This is a genomic window from Micromonospora chalcea (assembly GCF_028768405.1).
Lineage (GTDB): Bacteria > Actinomycetota > Actinomycetes > Mycobacteriales > Micromonosporaceae > Micromonospora > Micromonospora chalcea.
The window spans coordinates 994,717-1,011,991 of the sequence record NZ_CP118233.1 but is presented as its reverse complement, the minus strand read 5'-3'; the positions used below and the strand labels follow the sequence as shown (position 1 = coordinate 1,011,991).

Genomic DNA, 17,275 nt, shown 5'->3' with positions numbered 1-17,275 from the left:
ACCAGGCGCGTCCGGCCGGGACGCCATAGCCTGGGCGGATGCCCGACGAACTCGACGACGAGACCATCGCCTTCGCCCACCGGATGTTCGACCTGGCCCGGGCCGGCGCCACCGGGGAACTGGCCGCCAACGTGGACGCCGGGCTACCGGTCAACCTCACCAACGCCAAGGGCGACACGCTGCTGATCCTCGCCGCGTACCACGCCCACCCGGACACGGTGGCGGCGCTGCTGGCCCGGGGCGCCGACCCGGCACGGGTGAACGACAGGGGGCAGACCGCGCTCGCCGCGGCGGTGTTCCGGCGTCAGGAGGCGGCGGTCCGCGCGCTGCTGGACGCCGGCGCCGACCCGGACCACGGCGGCCCGTCGGCGGTCGAGACCGCCCGGTTCTTCGAGCTGCCGGACATGCTGGCGCTGCTGCGCCGCGAGTGAGCCCCAGGCGGTATACAGAGACGGTGGAGGATCCCGTACCCGAGCAGATGCGCGCGGCCGCGGCGGCGTTCCTGGCCGCGCTGGACGAGCCGGCCCGCGACGCCGCCCGGCACGCCTTCGACGACGAACCGGCCCGGCGCTGGCTGGAGTACCGGCCACGGCCCCGGCCCGGCGTCGCGCTCGCCGGCCTGGACGTCGACGCCCGCAAGGCCGCCCACCGGCTGCTCGCCACCGCGCTCAGCCCGGCCGCGTACGCGCAGGCCATGACCGTGATGGCGCTGGAGGAGGTGCTGGACCGGGCCGAGGACTGGCGGCGCGGACGGCACAGCGGCGACTACTGGGTGGCCGTCTTCGGCGACCCGGACCGCGACGACGACTGGGCCTGGCGGTTCGAGGGACACCACCTGTCGGTGAGCATGACCGTCGCCGACGACCGGGTCTCCCCCGCGCCGGTCTTCCTCGGCGCGAACCCGGCCACCGTCCGGCACGCCGGCCGCCCGGTGACCCGGCCGCTCGGCCCGGAGGAGGACCTGGCCCGCGAGCTGCTCGACGCGCTCGGTCCGGGCGGCCGGTCCGCCGCGATCATCGCCGACGAGGCGCCCGCCGACATCATCAGCGCCACCCGGGCCACCGCCCCCGGCCGGCTCGACCCGCCCGGCGTACCCCGGGGGCGGCTGCGGCCGACCGGCCGGGCGCTGCTGGACCGGCTGGTCGCGCTCTACCTGGACCGGCTCCCGCCGGAACTGGCGGCCCGGGAGGCCGACCGGCTCGACGGCGGCGAGCTGCACTTCGCCTGGGCCGGGCCGGTCGAGCCGGGCCGGCGGCACTACTACCGGGTGCAGGGCGAGGACCTGCTGATCGAGTACGACAACACCACCGACGACGGCAACCACGCGCACACCGTGCTGCGCCGCCCGGCCGGTGACTTCGGCGCCGACGTGCTGGCCGCGCACCACGCCGCCGCCCACCGGCCCGGCCCGCTCAGCCCCGGCGCGCCTCGATGAGGAAACGGCGGGCGTACGCGACGAACGGTCCGTCGGCGCGGATCCGCTCGTCCAGGCGGCGCAGCTCGTCGGTGTAGCGGCCGACGGTGAAGCCGGGCACCGTCCAGACCACCTTGCGCAGGAACCAGACCACCGCGCCGATGTCGTGGAAGACGGTACGCAGCGTGGCCTCGCGCAGGTCGACGACGTTCAGCCCGGCGGCCCGCGCGTCGGCGACCGCCACCTCCGGGTGGCGGTGCTCCGGCGGCGGCAGCGGCCCGAGGATCGCCTCGCTCAGCTCCCGCACCGTGCCGGGGCCGATCTGCTGGGACAGGTAGGCGCCGCCGGGCCGCAGCACCCGGGCCACCTCGTCCCACCAGGTGTGCACCGGGTGACGGCTCACCACCAGGTCGAAGGCGGCGTCCCGGAACGGCAGCGGCGGGCGGTCGCCCACCCGCACCACTGTCGCGCCGAGCGGGCGAAGGTTGCGCCGGGCCACCGGCACGTTCGGCGGCCACGCCTCGGTGGCGACCAGCAGCGGCGGCGGCGCGGGCACCTCGGCCAGCACCTCTCCCCCGCCGGTGTCGATGTCCAACGCCGCCTTCACGGCGGCCATCCGCTCGCCGACCAGTCGCGCGTACCCCCAGGGCGGGCGCTCCTCGGTGGCGCGGCCGCGCAGCCAGTCGAAGCCCCAGCCCTCGACCGGCGCCGCCTCGGCTTCGGCTACCAGTTCCTCGAACGTCCCGACCATGCCCGCGAGCCTGCCGCTCCGCGCCGACCGCGGCAACGGATTTCGGCCGGCGTCAGTACGGGCGCGGGCGGGCGATCTCGACTGTGGAACCGGCGGGCACGTCGGCGAACGGCTCGAACCCGGCCGGCTCGGTGACCCGGTCGAACTGCTGCATCAGCCGCGCGCCCAGGGCCACGCCGACCGCGCCGACGGCGAGCGCCACGAGTTCCGCGGCGAGCAGGACACCGGTCGCGCCCCGCTGCGGCGCGCTCGCCCGGATCAGGCAGGAGAGCAGGAACAGCGCCGCCATCACGGCGTTGACGAGGTTGAACATCAGCACCGTCCGGCTGGTCCGGCCGGCCCGCACGTCCCACAGGTCGACCATTCCGGCGACGGTGGTGAGCCCGGCCGCGACGAGCGCGGCCACCGCGGTCCAGTAGCCCACCTCACCGAGGAAAGCCGGACCGCCCGCCACGTCGGCCAGGTCGAAGACCGCGGCACAGACGAACAGGCCGAACGGGAACGTCACCAGCATCGGTTGGATGGGGTGCCCCTGCACCCGTAGACGGCTCTGCATCGCTTCCTCCCCAGGTCCGCGCAGCTCACCAGTCCAGAGTGCTACCCGAGGCGCCGCGGGGTGAAACGACTGTCGCTCAGTTGTCCCGGGGCCGGGAGACGGTCAGCACGAGCCGCTCGGCGACCTCGCGCAGCGGGATGTCCAGCGAGGACGCCGCGCTGCGCAGCACCCGCAGGGCCTCCGGGGCGGGACAGCCGCGCTGCGTCATGATCACGCCGACGGCCTGCCCGACCACCCCCTCGGCCAGCAGCGTGTCGTCGAGCTGACCGGCGCGGGTGGCCGCCCGCTCGCGGTCGCGCGCGGCGGCCAGCAGCAGCCCGGCGTGCTCGGCCAGGAGCATCGCGGTGAGCTGGTGCCGGGGCGTCAGCGCGTCGGGCGAGTCGGCGTAGAGGTTGATCGCGCCGATGACCTGTTCGTCGATGTCGACCGGCGCGGAGATCACCCCGTGCACCCCCAGGGCGCGGGCCCGCTCGTTCCAGACCGGCCAGCGCGGGTCGCCGGACAGCCCGCCCGCGGTGATCATCTCCCGGCGGCGGATCGCTGTCATCGCGGGCGTGTCCGGGCCGTGCCGCAGGTCGTCCAGCTCGGCCCGCTCCGGATCGGAGGCGGCCACGCCGGCGGGCTCACCGGCGCGCAGCGCGGTGAAGCCGCAGCTGTCCACGGCCGGTACGGCGTCGCGGGCGATGCGGACCAGGCGGTCCAGCGCCTCGTCGAACCCGGCCGCGCCGATCAGTCCGGCGGTCAGCTCGCGCAGCAGCGCGGCGGTCTCCAGCACACCAAGGTTGTCGATCATGGGTTGGCGCGTGTCGAGGTTCACCGGGCCGTGGCCTCCACCGTCCACCCGATGTCCCCGCTCGGCGCCGTTGCCTGTCCCATGTCCGTCCCTCCTGTGGCCGGGCCTCGGCCTACTACCCTCCCAGACCGCGGGCGAAACCGCGCAAAAAGGCCCCTCCCGGTCGCGCCGGGAAGGGCCTTTCCGCGCGGGTCAGCGCGACCCGGAGATGAGCCGCCGGCCCACCGAGGCGATCAGCCGGTCCAGCTCCGAGCCGAACGGGTTGTCGTGCACGAGGTACGTCCAGGTGGCGCTCGGCCGCACCAGCTTCGACGAGTCCGGCTCCCAGCCCTCGTCGAACTCGGTCTCCTCGAACGTGGCCACGGTCCGCGTCTCGATCTCGGGCACCAGCGCGTTGAACGCCGGCACCGCGCTGCGGTGGAACTCGTCGAGCGGGTCGAGCCGGCCCAGCGCCCGCAGGTGCACGCCCTCGCGGACCTCGGACAGCTCGGCCAGGTGGTCGGCCCAGAGCCGGTCCAGGTGGTAGAGGGCGATCTTGCGGGCCACGTCGGCGAGCAGGTCCTCGTCCATCTCGCCGGCCTTCTCCGGCACCCGCTCCAGCAGCATCAGCGCGGCGATGTCGCTGGTCAGCAGCCGCTCCCGGCGCTCGGCGAGCGCCTTGCGCTGCTGCTCGATCACCTGGCTGTAGCGCCACGTGTTGCGGTGGATCTCGTGGTTGACGCCCTCGGCGACGCGCTGGGCGTGCTCCACCGCGTAGTCGACCTGCGGGTCGGTGACCAGGCCGTCGGCGTTCATCCGGGGCGAGGCCGGCACGGTGTCGCCGGCGTGCCGGACCACCAGGTCGTCCTCCAGGCTGACGAAGAACACCGACCCGCCCGGGTCGCCCTGCCGCCCGGCCCGGCCGCGGAGCTGGTCGTCGACCCGGCGGCTGTCGTGCCGGCCGCTGCCGATCACGTAGAGACCGCCCAGCTCGGCCACCCGGTCCCGGTCGGCCTGGTCGCTGCCGCCCAGCCGGATGTCGACGCCCCGGCCGGCCATCTGGGTGGAGACCGTCACCGCGCCGTACGCGCCGGCCTCCGCGATGATCCCGGCCTCCTCGTCGTCGTTCTTGGCGTTGAGCACCACGCACGACACGCCGGCGGCGTTCAGCGCGGCGGCCAGCCCCTCGGACTCCTTGACGTCGAGCGTGCCGACCAGCACCGGCCGCCCCGCCTCGTGGCAGCGCGTGATCTCGTCGACCAGCGCCTCCTCCTTCTCGGCGCGGGTGGCGTAGATGCGGTCCGGCTCGTCCTCGCGGACGCAGGGGGTGTTCGGCGGGATCACCGCGACCTCGAGGCCGAAGAACTCGCGGAGCTGGTCGCCGACGAGCACCGCGGTCGCGGTCATCCCACAGACCGTCGGGTAGAGCGCGATGTACGCCTGCACGGTGATCGTGCCCAGCACCTCGCCCTCGGCGGTGGCGTCCAGGCCCTCCTTCGCTTCGACCGCGGCCTGCAGCCCGTCGGGCCAGCGGCGGCGCTGGGCGACCCGGCCGCGCATCTCGTCGATCAGCTCGACCGAGTCGTCCCGGACGATGTAGTCCACGTCGCGGTGCAGCAGGGCGTGCGCGTGCAGCGCCACGTTCACCGCGGAGAGCTGCCCGACGTGCTCCTCGTCGTACAGGTCGATGCCGCCGAGCTTGGCCTCGACGGTGGCCAGGCCGACCGAGGTGAAGGCGACGCTGCGGCCGTCCTCGGCGACCGTGTAGTGCTTGCCCTTGCGCAGCCCGCGTACGAGCGCGGCGGCGGCGTGCACCGGGTCCTGCTCGCCGCCGACCGCCCCGGCCAGCACCATCGGCACCCGGGCCTCGTCGATCAGGATCGAGTCGGCCTCGTCCACGATCGCGGTCTTCAGCGGCGGCTGCACCCGGTCGGCCAGGTCGGTGACGAGCTGGTCGCGCAGGAAGTCGAAGCCGGCCTCGCTGACCGAGACGTAGGTGACGTCGCAGGCGTACGCGGCGCGCCGCTCGTCGGGCGTGGACGCCTCGTTGACCCAGCCGACGCTGAGCCCGAGCAGGTCGTAGACCGGCGTCATCCACTCGGCGTCGCGGCGGGCCAGGTAGTCGTTGACGGTGAGCACGTGCACCGGGCCGTTGCCCAGCCGCACGTGGCCGTACGCGGCGACGGTCGCGGTGAGCGTCTTGCCCTCACCGGTGGCCATCTCGGCGACCTTGCCGGACAGCAGCGCCATCGCGCCGAGCAGCTGCACGTCGTAGGGGCGCTGGTCGAGCCCGCGCCGGGCCGCCTCGCGCCCGATCGCGCAGATCTCCTCGTACCCCGACGCCTGGCCGGCGGCCTCGGTCAGCTCGGCGTCGGAGAGCTTCTCCAGGTCAGCCTCGCGCGCCTCGATCGCCGGCAGCAGCTTCTCCAGCGGAGCCAGGTCGACAGTCGTCCCCGGGCGCTGGAGGAACCGGCGGAACCTGGTCTTCAACCGTTGCGACACACCCATGAGCGGCAACGGTACGCGAACCGGAGCCGATTGTGACCCCCGCCCGCCGCGCGCCGGGTTCCGCCCACCCCGTCCGCTTCCGTCGATCATGAGGTTGGCGGCGTCCGGCGCCCGTTTTGTCGCCGCCAACCTCATGATCGACGCCCTGAAAAGGGGGGGTCAGGGGGTCAGGATTGCCTGGAGTTCGGTGCGGCGGCGTTGGGCCAGGTCGGTCAGCAGGGCGGGGGCCTCGTCCAGGGGGACCACTGCCGAGATCAGGTGCTTGCGGATCATGTCGCCGTACTGGCGCAGCAGCTCCACCGTCTCCGCGGACAGCCGCTCGCGGTCCCAGGTGGGGGCCAGGCCGCGCGGCACCCGGCCGATCTGCGCGCACCGCAGCGACAGCCCGTTGTGATGGAACTCCTCGCCGAGGCGGACCGCGTCCGCACCGGCCTGGTAGAACGCCAGGTCGACCACCGTGCCCTGCGGTCGCAGCAGGCGCAGCGCGAGTTGCAGCGCCCAGTCCTGGCCGCGGCACTGGAAGACCACGTCCGCGCCCCGGTCCCCGGCCGCGTGGTTCCACCGGGTCTTGAGCACCACCGCCGGGTCGTCCGCGTCCGGGTCGAGCGTGTCCAGGCCGAGCGCCTCGGCCACCTGCCGCCGGGCCGGCGTCGGGTCGACCACGACCACCGAGGCGGCGCCGTGGCGGCGGGCGAACAGCGCGGTCAGCAGCGCCACCACGCCGCCGCCGACCACCGCCACCCGGCGACCGCGTACGCCGTCGCCGAGCGTGCGCACGTCGGCGCCGCACAGGTCGGCGGCGGCGTGCAGCAGCCCGTTGGCGCAGATCGGGCCCATGTGCGCGACGTACACGCCGAGCAGCGGGTCCAGGTCGTCGGGCAGCGGCACGAACCGCTCGGTGAGCGGGTCGGCGACCCAGCCGCTGCGGTGCCCGTACGTCATGGCCCCGACCTCACCCACCGCGACGGCCGGGGTACGGCTCTCCACCACGCGCCCGACCTGCATGTAGCCGAGCCGGGTCACCGGGTACGGCGTGCTCGCCCCGCCGGGCCGGAACAGTCCGAGCGCGGGGTCCCAGGTGACGTGCAGGTACGGGTTGGTGCCCTTGACGAAGCTCAGCTCGGTGCCGGCGGACACGCCGCTGTAGAGCGTCTCCACCCGGAACGTGCCCTCGCGCAGCTCCGGCGCGTCCAGTTCGGCCAGCTCGACCCGGCCCGGGCCGCCGACCACCACCACGCGGTCACGCATCGACGCCCACCCCCGCGTCCACGACCGGCGCGGTCAGCCGCGACGCCGGGCCGGTGGGCAGCGCCACCGGCCGGCCGGTACGCGCCGACTCGGCCACCGCGAGCGCCAGCCGGTGGGTGCGCAGCGCCTCGGCGTACGGCACCCGGACGTCGTCGCCGAGACCACGAACGGCGTCGACGAAGGCCCGGTCGACGGCGATCCGCGCGCCGTCCGGGTCGGCGGGCAGGTGCCGCTCGCCGTCGCCGTCCCGGACGGTCAGGCCGTCCTCGGCCAGCCACAGCGCCAGCCCGTCGGCGAGGATCTCCACGCCGGCCCGGTGCTTCCAGCCCAGCACGCACGACGCGGCGAGCGTGCCGACCGCGCCGGAGCCGAAGCGCAGCGTGGCCGCGGTCACCGAGTCGATGTCGGCGCCGTCGACCGGCGGCGGGCTGCCGTCGCCGTACGCGCTCACCTCGACCGCCTCGCCGGCCAGCAGCCGGACCAGGTCCAGCACGTGCGCGGCCTGCTCGACCACCGGGCCGCCGGAGCGGTCCCGCCGCGCCCACCAGGCCACCGGCGGCACCTTGTCCAGCCAGGCGCCGTTGACCATCCGCACCGGGCGGCCGGCGAGCAGCCGCCGCGCCTCCGCCACCACGTGCAGGTAGCGCCAGTGGTGCCCGACGCCGGTGAGCAGCCCGCGCTGCTCCACCAGCGCCGCGACCCGCTCGGCGGTCTCCAGGTCCAGCGCCACCGGCTTCTCCACGAACATCGGCACCCCGGCGGCGACCACCGCCTCCTCGACCGGCCCGTGGGCGAACGGCGGCACGCAGACGTACACCGCGTCCGGTCCGGCCGCGAGCAGCTCCTCCACGTCGCGGAACACCCGGCCGCCGTACGTGCCGGCGAGCGCCTTCGCAGCGTCCGGCGCGACGTCGGTCACGCCGAGCAGCTCCACGTCCTCGAAGCCGGTGAGCACCCGGGCGTGGCGTTGCGCCACCCCGCCGGCTCCGACCAGTCCCACCCGGCAGGTACGCATCCGACCAACCCTCTCGCCACGACTGGAAGACTGCGGTCACCACTCCCCGCGGCGGCCGCGCCCGAAACGTCGCCGAGGGGCGCAACGCAACGTTCATCTGCCCGGAACCGCCCGGTACGCACCTGGTGATCAGGTTGTCAGGCAAGATCCGGTTAGCGCGGATGCGGGATTGGGAAAACCATGGTTCGCGATTCCACCACTAATGGGGGTGCCCGTGCGGGAATCAGATTCGACCGTCTCACCTGTGGTGGAGGCGTGGGCCACGTACCGCACCAGCACCGCCGCCGACTGGCCGGCGCAGCGACTGGTCCGGGCAAAGGGAAACAGCCGGGTCAGCGTGGTGCTGCCGGCGCGCAACGAGGAGGCGACAGTCGGCGCGATCGTGGCGACGGTCCGGGAGCACCTGATGGACCGGGTGCAGCTGGTCGACGAGCTGATCGTGGTCGACTCCCGGTCCACCGACCGGACCGCGCAGGTGGCGCGCGCGGCCGGCGCCGAGGTGGTCAGCCAGGACGCGATGACGCGCGGGCTGCCCCGGCTGACCGGCAAGGGCGACGCGCTCTGGGCCGGGCTGGCGGCGGCCGAGGGGGACGTGGTCGCGTTCGTCGACGCCGACCTGCGCGAGTTCCGGCCGCACTTCGTGACCGGGCTGCTCGGGCCGTTGCTCACCGATCCGAGCGTGGACTTCGTCAAGGGCTTCTACCACCGGCCGCTGGTCGGCGCGACGAGCGTGGAGCCCGACGGCGGCGGCCGGGTGACGGAGCTGATGGCCCGGCCGCTGCTCAACCTGTTCTGGCCGGAGCTGGCCGGCTTCGTGCAGCCGCTCGCGGGCGAGTACGCCGGTCGCCGCCGGGTGCTGGAGCGGGTGCCGTTCGTCACCGGGTACGGGGTGGAGACAGCCATGCTCATCGACCTGCTGGAGCTGGTCGGGCTGGACGCGCTGGCCCAGGTCGACCTGGGCGAGCGCAAGCACCGGCACCAGGACACCGCGGCGCTGGGCCGGATGTCCGCGCAGATCATGCTGACCGCCTGGTCGCGGCTGCAACGGCGCGGCTGGGCGGCGCCCGGGGTGATGCCGGGCGCGCTGCTGACCCAGTTCCGCCGCGGCGGCTCGGAGGCGCTGCCCAACCTGGACCGCGAGGTCGTGGTCAACGACGTGTCGGTGCAGGAGCGCCCGCCGCTGGCGCAACTGCGGCACCGCATCCCGCGCCGCCGTCGGGTCGCGGCCGCGTGAGCGCGAGGAGGAACAACGCATGACGCTCACCGTGCTGATGAACGCCGGTCCGTGGCTGTCCGTGCCGCCGCCCGGCTACGGCGGGATCGAGAACGTGGTGGCCACGCTCGTGCCGGAGCTGCGCCGGCTGGGCGTACGGGTGGTGCTGGCCTCGGTGGAGAGCAGCACGCTGCCGGTGGACGAGAAGATCGCGGTCTTCCCGGACGGCCAGTTCCACGCGCTGCAACGGCCGTACAACCAGGTGTGCGGCGTGTCCCAGGCGCACCTGTCCGGGGTGGTGCGGGCGCTGCACGCCCGCGACGACATCGACCTGGTGCACGACCACGTGGAGGCGGTCGGGCTGGCCACGCTCGCGGCGATGGGCCCGGACGCCCCGCCCGCGCTGCACACGTTGCACTGGGACCTGGCCAAGCACCCCGAGCTGTACGGCAACCTCGACGGCGGCGACCGGGTACGGGTCAACGGCGTGTCCGCGTTGCAGCTGGCCCGCGCGCCGGAGGCGCTGCGCGCGCACGCGGTGGGGCACGTGCACCTGGCCACCCCGCTCGCGGTGGACGCGGACCGGCAAGCCTCGGTGGCGAAGGGCGACCACGTGGTGATCCTCGGCCGGATCAACCCGGGCAAGGGGCAGGACCTGGGCGCGCGGCTCGCCCACGAGGCCGGTTTCCCGCTGGTGCTGGCCGGGCCGGTCGGGCCGTACCACCGGCCGGAGGATCTCGCCGCGGCCGGCGACGAGGCGCGGCAGAACCCCGACGTGCGCTTCTTCCACGACCACGTCGCGCCGTACGTCGACGGCGACCGGGTGCGCTGGGTCGGCACGGTGGCCGGGCGGGACCGCGACGACCTGGTCGCCTCGGCGCGGGCGTCGCTGTTCCCGCTGCGCTGGGAGGAGCCGGGCGGCACCGCCGTGGTCGAGTCGCTGGCGCTGGGCACGCCGGTGGTGGCCACCGCCCGGGGCTGCCTGCCGGAGCTGGTCGAGCACGGCCGCACCGGCCTGCTCACCGGCGTCGAGGAGGAACTGGGCGACCTGGTTCTCGCCGCCGGCGGCCTGGAGCCGGACGAGTGCCGGCGCGAGGCGGCGCGCCGGTTCACCCCGGCCCGGATGGCGCAGCGCTACCTGGAGCTGTACGAGCGGGTCCGCCAGGGCGCGGCGCAGCCGTTGCAGCCCGCCTGACGTACGCCGCCGGCCCGGCGTTTGCCCGCGCCGGGCCCGGGAAACCGTCGCTCCCCGCGTGGCGAGGAGGCCGGCGTGACGAACTCGATGGCGCACTCCCGGGCGCGCCGCAACCCGGCCGACGGCCGGGCGCCGGTGCGCCGGATCGCCTCCGGGTTCGCCGTGCTCCTGCTGCTGCTCGGCGCGCTGGGCTTCGTGCCCGGCATCACCAGCGACTACGCGGATCTGCGCTTCGCCGGCCCGGGGTCGGGCGCCCGGCTGCTGGGGCTGTTCCAGGTCTCGGTCGTGCACAACCTGGTGCACCTGGTCCTCGGGGTGGCCGGGCTGGCGCTGGCCCGTACCGTCGCCGGGGCCCGCGCGTTCCTGGTCGGCGCCGGGGCGGTCTACCTGGCGCTGTGGCTCACCGGCCTGGCGGTCGACCGGCGCGACGCGGCGAACGTGCTGGCGGTCAACCGCGCCGACGCCTGGCTGCACCTGCTGCTGGGCGCCGCCATGCTGGTCCTGGGGCTGCTCGCGTCGCGACGCGGCGACCGCCGCTGACCTGCGCCCCGGCGGCCCGGATGCCCGGTTTCGGGGGCCGGGGGCCCGGGTACGTCCGTAGTCCTCCGGCTGCGGGAGGCGGCGACCGCCGCGGCCGGGCGACCCTCCCCGACGAAACGGAAACGAGGACGGCGATGGTGACCCGGATCAGGTGCGAGGTCCGCGACGAGTCGCCGGTCACTGTCGTACGGCTGGCCGGCGCGCTCGACCTGGGCACGATGCGCGCGGTGCACGAGGTGCTGGACCGGTGCCTCGCCGCGCAGCCGGACGCCCTGGTGGTCGACCTGGAGGAGATCGAGGTCGGCGAGCCGCTGGCGCTGTCCGTCTTCGCCGCCGCCGCGCGGCGCGCAGCCGACTGGCCGGCGGTGCCGATGGTGCTCGCCGCGCCCTGCGCCGAGACGGCGGCCTGGCTGAACGAGACCACCGCCTGCCGGGTGGTGCCGGTGCGCCGGGACTGCGCCGAGGCGGCGGCGCTGGCCGGCGCGGATTCGGCGCCCCGGCTGCGGGCGCGGCTGGAGCCGGTGGCCGGGGCCTGCCGGCGGGCCCGGGAGCTGGTCACCGAGGCGTGCGGCAGGTGGAACGTGCCGGAGCTGGCCGGCCCGGCCTCGCTGGTGCTCAGCGAGCTGGTCGGCAACGTGGTGCGGCACGCCGGCACCCCGATGCAGGTGACGCTGACGCTGCGCCGGCCGTACCTGCGGGTGGCGGTGATGGACGGCAGCCCGGCCGACGCGCGCGCCGCGACCAGCCGCGACCCGCGCGCCGAGGGGGGCCGCGGGCTGATGCTGGTGCGGGAGCTGACCCAGCGCTGGGGCAGCACCCCGGTCGGCGCCGGCAAGGTCGTCTGGGCCATGCTCCCCGCTAATTGACCGAATTCTCCGCTCTCGCCTGGTTACATGGGCAGAGGGCCGGGTACGCCCGCCCGTCCTGTCTGTCGTCACACGGGGTGAGATGCCATGCCCAAGCGGGTAGTCACGGAACCGGCACGAGACCGGGGGCCCGCGATCCTCGCGCCGGCCCGGTTCGGGGGCTTCCCCGGGCCCGTACGGGAAGCGGTGAAGGGCAACGCGCTGTGGCGGTTGCTGCGCACCACCGACGCCAAGCAGATCGGCCTGCTCTATCTGATCACGTCGTTCGCGTACTTCATCGTCGGCGGGATCCTGGCGCTGGTCATCCGGGCGGAGCTGGCCCGGCCGGGGATGCAGATCGTCTCCCCCGAGCAGTACAACCAGATGTTCACCATGCACGGCACGGTCATGCTGCTGCTGTTCGCGACGCCGCTGTTCTTCGGGTTCGCCAACTACCTGGTGCCGCTGCAGATCGGCGCCGCCGACGTGGCGTTCCCCCGGCTGAACGCGTTCGCGTACTGGCTCTACTTCCTGGGCGCGCTGATGGTCGTGGGCGGGTTCGCCACCCCGGCCGGCGCGGCGGACTTCGGCTGGACCGCGTACACGCCGTTGAGCACCGCGCAGCACTCCCCCGGCGTCGGCGGGAACCTGTGGGTGGTCGGCCTGGCCGTGTCCGGCCTGGGCACGATCCTCGGCGCGGTCAACCTGATCACCACGATCGTGACGCTGCGGGCCCCGGGCATGACCATGTTCCGGATGCCGATCTTCACCTGGAACGCGCTGCTCACCAGCGTGCTGGTGATCTTCGTGTTCCCGCTGCTGGCGGCCGCGCTGATGGCGCTGGCCTCGGACCGGCTCCTGCACTCGCACGTGTACGACTCGACGACCGGCGGGCCGATGCTGTGGCAGCACCTGTTCTGGTTCTTCGGCCATCCCGAGGTCTACATCATCGCGCTGCCGTTCTTCGGCATCATCACCGAGATCATTCCGGTGTTCTCCCGCAAGCCGATCTTCGGCTACACCGGCCTGGTGCTGGCCACCATCGCCATCACGGTGCTGTCGATGACGGTCTGGGCGCACCACATGTTCGCCACCGGTCAGGTGCTGCTGCCGTTCTTCAGCATCCTGAGCTTCCTGATCGCGGTGCCGACCGGCGTGAAGTTCTTCAACTGGATCGGCACCATGTGGAAGGGACAGATCACGTTCGAGACGCCGATGCTGTTCGCCGTCGGCTTCCTGGTGACGTTCCTGCTCGGCGGCCTGACCGGAGTGCTGCTGGCCAGCCCGCCGCTGGACTGGCAGGTCACCGACAGCTACTTCGTGGTGGCGCACTTCCACTACGTGATGTTCGGGACCATCGTGTTCGCCGCGTTCGGCGGGCTCTACTTCTGGTTCCCGAAGATGACCGGGCGGCTGCTCGACGAGCGGCTGGGCAAGATGCACTTCTGGACCATGTTCGTCGGCTTCCACGCCACGTTCCTGGTGCAGCACTGGCTCGGCAACGAGGGCATGCCCCGCCGGTACGCCGACTACCTGCCCGGTGACGGCTTCACCACGCTGAACACGATCTCCAGCATCGGCTCGTTCGTCCTCGGCGCGTCCACCCTGTTCGTGATCTGGAACATCTGGAAGTCGTGGCGGTACGGCGCGATGGTCACCGTGGACGACCCGTGGGGTTTCGGCAACTCGCTGGAGTGGGCCACCACGTGCCCGCCACCGCTGCGCAACTTCGACCGGATGCCGCGCATCCGCTCCGAGCGGCCGGCGTTCGACCTCAAGTACGGCCCGCTCGTCTCCGACCTGGGCCGCGACCTGCCGCAGCGCACCACCAAGCCACCGCAGAGCTTCCGCGAGGAGCTGCACCACGAGCGGCACCTGCCGGAGTCCCCGTCGGCCGGCGGCGCGTACGGGGCGCCCGAGGCGGTGGACTACCAGCCCGCTCCGCAGTCCGGCGCCCGGCCGGTGGAGGTGCCGGTGCCGGAGGAGGTACGCCGGCCCAGCTTCGAGGAGACCGACGAGCCGGAGGACAGCGCGCTCAACGCCGAGCGCGACGCCCAGCCCAACGACAGGTGGCGGCACCCGCGCGGGCACGGGGACACCCCGGAGAACTGAGACACCCGGCGGGGGCCGGCGCCGTGCGGGCGCCGGCCCCCGTCGCGTACGCCGCGCGCCGGCTCCCGTGGTGGGAGCCGGCGCGGTACGTGCGTGCGGCGGGTCAGTCGGCGGCCGGCAGTCCGGCAGCGGTCAGCGAGCGGCGCACCGCCGGCTGCACCCGGGTCAGCCGCAGCGGCACCCCGGTACGCGCGGCGGCGTCCCGCCCGGCCATCAGCGCGGCGATCCCGCCGGCGTCGAAGCCACCCGCGCCGACCAGGTCCACCACCACCTCGCGGGGCTGCCCGGTGACCGCCTTGAGCACGGCCCGGCGCAGCTGGTCCGCGCCGGCCCGGTCGACCTCGCCGCCGACCTCGACGACCACCCGGTCGCCGTTCTGCTTCACCGAGATGCGGGCCTTCGCCGGCTCGGCCTCGGCGGCGCCGTTCTGCCAGGGCGGCGGCGCCTCGGCCAGCATCGCCTGGCGCAGCCAGGTCAGCGCACGCGACAGCAGCCGGGACACGTGCATCTGCGAGATGCCGAACCGGGCGGCGATCTCCGCCTGGGTCTGGTTGCCGTAGAAGCGCATCGCCAGGATGCGGCGCTCCCGCCAGGGCAGCCGGTGCAGCAGGCCGCTGACCGTGACCCGGTCGTCCACCGACTCCAGCGCGTGGTCGGACTCGCCGACCAGGTCACCGAACTCGGCCGAGCTCTCCCCGCCGACCGGCGCGTTCAGCGACGCCGGGCTGTAGCCGGCGGCCGACTCCAGCGCGGCGAGGATCTCCTCCTCCGGCGTCTCCAGCCGGGCGGACAGCTCCGCCACCGTGGGGGCGCGGGACAGCTCGCTGGTGAGCGTCGCCGTGGCCTGCCCGACCTCGAGGATCAGGTCGCGCAACCGGCGCGGCACGTGCACGCCCCAGGTGCGGTCACGGAAGTGCCGTTTGATCTCGCCGACGATGGTGATCGCCGCGTACGCGGTGAACGAGCCCCGTTCCGGGTCGTACCTGTCGACGGCGTTGACCAGCCCGAGACGGGCCACCTGTTCCAGGTCCTCCAGCGGCTCGCCGCGTCCCCGGTAGCGCCGGGCCAGCCGGCCGGCGAACGGCAGCGCGAACCGGACCAGGTCGTCCCGCGCCTCCTGCCGCCGTTCCGGTGGCAGTCCCTCGATCCGGGCCGCGTACGCGAGCGCCGCGGCGTCCAGGTCCTCCAGACCCCGGTCGGTGGTCGGTGGTGTGGGTGTGGTGGTCTGTCCGAACATCCGCGCCCCCCTCGCCGAAGGTCCCCGCCCGGTCGTAACCGGTCGTGCGCGTGGTCGGACCACGCACCGGGTGAGGAAGTTGGGTTACGTGACGGAGTACGTCGAAGGCGGTGGCCGTCCGCCGCACGGCGTCGTGGGCCGTTCCGCGGCGAGCGGTCTTCCCGCTCCGTAGGTACTCAATCACGGACCGCAGGATCGCGAGGAAGTTTCGCCAGGTTGCCCGGCAGCCGGTCCCGGCGGCGGTTCAGCAGACCAGCAGGCCCTGGTGCGCGCCCGCGTCACGCAGCGCGGTGAGGGCCTCGGCCGCCCGCAGCGGCGGCGGCGTGGGCAGGTCGCAGGGCTGGTTGCGCAACACCTCCGTGGCACGTCGGGTGGGTACCGAGGCGACCGGGTAGCCGCGGGCGGCACCCCGGTCCAGGGCCCGCCGCTTGCGCCCGAAACCGGCCACCGCCAGCCACTGGGGCAGGCCCGCGTGCGCGGGCGAGCGCAGGCCGGGCGGCTCGGGCAGCACGTCCACCGAGCTGAACGGCTCGCTGCCGGCCAGCCACCACTCGACGCCGGCGACCCGGCGCGCGGTGGCGTTCTCGCACCAGTAGGGCACCAGGCCGGCCCGCAGCACCTGCCCCGGATCGAGCAGCCGCCCGCACTCCACCACCAGCCGGTCCCCGGTCTTGCCGGCCCGCCGCAGCCAGCGCCGGTACAGGTCGGCGGTCACCGCGCTCAGCGCGTCCGGCTGCGGCACCACGACCCGGTGCAGCGGGTGCCCGTGCCGGTCCCCCGCAGACCGGGCGTCGTGCTCGAAACCGGACTCCACACCGTGCTCGGCGAACGCGCCCGCGACGGTGACCTCCGGCGTGACCCAGCGCGACTCGTCCCCGCCGGCGGCGCGCAGCACCTGACCCAGCGCGCGGGCGTCCGGGTGGAAGTCGACCGGGTCCAGCCCGCCGGCCGGGCAGCCGGTCTGGAAGCTGTGCCCGTCGCCGCCGTCGCGCACCGGCCAGGTGCGGGCGTCGTGCAGCAGCAGCACCGGCGCGGCCGGTTCCAGCCGGTCGGCCAGGAAACGCGCGTACGCCTTCGGCAGCGTGCGCCAGCGCACCGCGAACGTCACCACCGCGCCCGCCGCCGCGCCCCGGCTCGCCGGGCAGTGCACCTGGCGTACGTGCACGCGCGGATTGGCGTCGAGCAGCCGGGCGGCCAGCGTGGCGCCGTGCGCGTACGCGGCGTCCGGGCGGTCCACCGCCCCCCGGCTCCACCGGGCGGTGATCTCGAAGCCGGCCGGCAACCACGGCACGCCGAGCGCCACCGCGAGGTGGGCGGCGGCGCCGTGCGGTGAACCGAGCACCACGCCGGGCCAGCGCCGGTCCGGGTACTGTCCGGTGAACCATCCGGCCACGCGCTCGGCGTCCACGGCGGCGATCTGGGCGGCGGTGAGCGCGGCCCGCCCGGCGGCCCGCGACGCGGCGGCCCGGCGTACCGGCTCGGGCGCGCCACCGAGGCGCGACAGCGCGCCCGGGTGGCCGAGGTCGCCGCAGTCGTCGCCGCGCAGCGCCCGGGCGGTCGCGGCGACCAGCGTCCGGGCGGCGCTGCCGGCCGCCACCACCCGCTCGGCGGGCAGTCCCGCGCCGCCGGCCCGTTCGACTCGTTCGCTCACCACGCGGCCCGGCTTCCCGTCCCTCTGGGGTCTAAACGGGGCATCTCCCCACGGGGCAGGACCAAGGCCCGCCCGGTGGCCGCACCGCCCGCGGCACCCAGGTACGCCGTCGCGCCGCGCGCCCGCCGTCACGGGCGGGTATGGGCCGGACCGGGACGGGCACTGCAGGGCGCACGCGGACGACGGGAGCACCCCGGCGGCGACCATCACCCCGTACC

At 74.7% G+C, this 17,275-nt stretch carries 15 protein-coding genes; 7 read left to right on the top strand and 8 right to left on the bottom strand.

Annotation, left to right across the window (positions count from 1 at the left end; translation table 11 throughout):
* Positions 1-38 precede the first annotated feature (38 nt).
* Complete coding sequence (locus tag PVK74_RS04680) at positions 39-431, top strand: ankyrin repeat domain-containing protein (RefSeq protein WP_104112510.1); 393 nt, start codon at positions 39-41, stop codon at positions 429-431.
* A 47-nt stretch (positions 432-478) separates the two neighbouring features.
* The gene (locus PVK74_RS04675; RefSeq protein WP_205796651.1) at positions 479-1,435 is read left to right on the top strand and encodes a DUF3500 domain-containing protein; all 957 of its coding nucleotides are present in this window, start codon (positions 479-481) and stop codon (positions 1,433-1,435) included.
* On the opposite strand, the gene PVK74_RS04670 is transcribed toward PVK74_RS04675, so the two are convergent.
* From PVK74_RS04670 to PVK74_RS04645, 6 genes are all read right to left on the bottom strand, one after another.
* Positions 1,413-2,165, bottom strand: coding sequence for a class I SAM-dependent methyltransferase (locus PVK74_RS04670; RefSeq protein ID WP_069089819.1), 753 nt, complete (start codon positions 2,163-2,165; stop codon positions 1,413-1,415). The two genes, PVK74_RS04675 and PVK74_RS04670, sit on opposite strands and share 23 nt — an antisense overlap.
* A 52-nt stretch (positions 2,166-2,217) precedes the next feature.
* Positions 2,218-2,721: a DUF2231 domain-containing protein gene (locus PVK74_RS04665; RefSeq protein WP_043324476.1), complete on the bottom strand. Its 504-nt coding sequence runs from the start codon at positions 2,719-2,721 to the stop codon at positions 2,218-2,220.
* A 76-nt stretch (positions 2,722-2,797) separates the two neighbouring features.
* Positions 2,798-3,514: a GAF and ANTAR domain-containing protein gene (locus PVK74_RS04660; protein WP_205796412.1), complete on the bottom strand. Its 717-nt coding sequence runs from the start codon at positions 3,512-3,514 to the stop codon at positions 2,798-2,800.
* 192 nt (positions 3,515-3,706) lie between these two features.
* Positions 3,707-6,001 (bottom strand): accessory Sec system translocase SecA2, encoded by a 2,295-nt coding sequence (gene secA2 / locus PVK74_RS04655; protein ID WP_043324478.1) that lies wholly within the window; start codon positions 5,999-6,001, stop codon positions 3,707-3,709.
* Positions 6,002-6,160: 159 nt separating this feature from the next.
* Entirely contained in the window at positions 6,161-7,249 is a 1,089-nt protein-coding gene (locus PVK74_RS04650; RefSeq protein ID WP_274478285.1) for a zinc-binding dehydrogenase, read from the bottom strand.
* The gene (locus PVK74_RS04645; RefSeq protein ID WP_274478284.1) at positions 7,242-8,264 is read right to left on the bottom strand and encodes a Gfo/Idh/MocA family protein; all 1,023 of its coding nucleotides are present in this window, start codon (positions 8,262-8,264) and stop codon (positions 7,242-7,244) included. Before PVK74_RS04645 ends, PVK74_RS04650 begins: the two co-directional genes overlap by 8 nt.
* 202 nt (positions 8,265-8,466) lie before the next feature.
* Here PVK74_RS04645 and PVK74_RS04640 point away from each other — a divergent pair, with 202 nt between their 5' ends.
* The 5 genes from PVK74_RS04640 to ctaD all read left to right on the top strand — a co-directional run bounded on the left by PVK74_RS04640 (position 8,467) and on the right by ctaD (position 14,169).
* On the top strand, positions 8,467-9,498 hold the full coding sequence (locus tag PVK74_RS04640; protein WP_181373806.1) for a glucosyl-3-phosphoglycerate synthase: 1,032 nt from the start codon (positions 8,467-8,469) through the stop codon (positions 9,496-9,498).
* A 19-nt stretch (positions 9,499-9,517) separates the two neighbouring features.
* The gene (locus tag PVK74_RS04635; RefSeq protein ID WP_274478283.1) at positions 9,518-10,672 is read left to right on the top strand and encodes a glycosyltransferase; all 1,155 of its coding nucleotides are present in this window, start codon (positions 9,518-9,520) and stop codon (positions 10,670-10,672) included.
* An 87-nt stretch (positions 10,673-10,759) separates the two neighbouring features.
* Entirely contained in the window at positions 10,760-11,212 is a 453-nt protein-coding gene (locus PVK74_RS04630; protein WP_043330186.1) for a DUF4383 domain-containing protein, read from the top strand.
* Positions 11,213-11,346: 134 nt separating this feature from the next.
* Entirely contained in the window at positions 11,347-12,078 is a 732-nt protein-coding gene (locus PVK74_RS04625) for an ATP-binding protein (protein WP_043324490.1), read from the top strand.
* Between the two features lie 87 nt (positions 12,079-12,165).
* Positions 12,166-14,169 (top strand): aa3-type cytochrome oxidase subunit I, encoded by a 2,004-nt coding sequence (gene ctaD / locus PVK74_RS04620; protein ID WP_274478280.1) that lies wholly within the window; start codon positions 12,166-12,168, stop codon positions 14,167-14,169.
* A 103-nt stretch (positions 14,170-14,272) separates the two neighbouring features.
* On the opposite strand, the gene PVK74_RS04615 is transcribed toward ctaD, so the two are convergent.
* Positions 14,273-15,406, bottom strand: a complete 1,134-nt coding sequence (locus PVK74_RS04615) for a SigB/SigF/SigG family RNA polymerase sigma factor (protein WP_064446137.1) — start codon at positions 15,404-15,406, stop codon at positions 14,273-14,275.
* Between the two features lie 244 nt (positions 15,407-15,650).
* The gene (locus tag PVK74_RS04610; protein WP_064446138.1) at positions 15,651-17,060 is read right to left on the bottom strand and encodes a hypothetical protein; all 1,410 of its coding nucleotides are present in this window, start codon (positions 17,058-17,060) and stop codon (positions 15,651-15,653) included.
* Positions 17,061-17,275: the final 215 nt, after the last annotated feature.

Excerpts from the sequence above, each read along its gene's own strand:
- PVK74_RS04615 (WP_064446137.1), bottom strand. The coding sequence starts at position 15,406 with ATGTTCGGACAGACCACCACACCCACACCACCGACCACCGACCGGGGT.
- PVK74_RS04675 (WP_205796651.1), top strand. The coding sequence starts at position 479 with ATGCGCGCGGCCGCGGCGGCGTTCCTGGCCGCGCTGGACGAGCCGGCC.
- PVK74_RS04650 (WP_274478285.1), bottom strand. The coding sequence starts at position 7,249 with ATGCGTGACCGCGTGGTGGTGGTCGGCGGCCCGGGCCGGGTCGAGCTG.
- PVK74_RS04660 (WP_205796412.1), bottom strand. The coding sequence starts at position 3,514 with ATGATCGACAACCTTGGTGTGCTGGAGACCGCCGCGCTGCTGCGCGAG.
- PVK74_RS04645 (WP_274478284.1), bottom strand. The coding sequence starts at position 8,264 with ATGCGTACCTGCCGGGTGGGACTGGTCGGAGCCGGCGGGGTGGCGCAA.
- PVK74_RS04670 (WP_069089819.1), bottom strand. The coding sequence starts at position 2,165 with ATGGTCGGGACGTTCGAGGAACTGGTAGCCGAAGCCGAGGCGGCGCCG.
- ctaD (WP_274478280.1), top strand. The coding sequence starts at position 12,166 with ATGCCCAAGCGGGTAGTCACGGAACCGGCACGAGACCGGGGGCCCGCG.
- PVK74_RS04635 (WP_274478283.1), top strand. The coding sequence starts at position 9,518 with ATGACGCTCACCGTGCTGATGAACGCCGGTCCGTGGCTGTCCGTGCCG.
- PVK74_RS04630 (WP_043330186.1), top strand. The coding sequence starts at position 10,760 with ATGGCGCACTCCCGGGCGCGCCGCAACCCGGCCGACGGCCGGGCGCCG.
- PVK74_RS04665 (WP_043324476.1), bottom strand. The coding sequence starts at position 2,721 with ATGCAGAGCCGTCTACGGGTGCAGGGGCACCCCATCCAACCGATGCTG.
- secA2 (WP_043324478.1), bottom strand. The coding sequence starts at position 6,001 with ATGGGTGTGTCGCAACGGTTGAAGACCAGGTTCCGCCGGTTCCTCCAG.
- PVK74_RS04640 (WP_181373806.1), top strand. The coding sequence starts at position 8,467 with ATGGGGGTGCCCGTGCGGGAATCAGATTCGACCGTCTCACCTGTGGTG.
- PVK74_RS04680 (WP_104112510.1), top strand. The coding sequence starts at position 39 with ATGCCCGACGAACTCGACGACGAGACCATCGCCTTCGCCCACCGGATG.
- PVK74_RS04625 (WP_043324490.1), top strand. The coding sequence starts at position 11,347 with ATGGTGACCCGGATCAGGTGCGAGGTCCGCGACGAGTCGCCGGTCACT.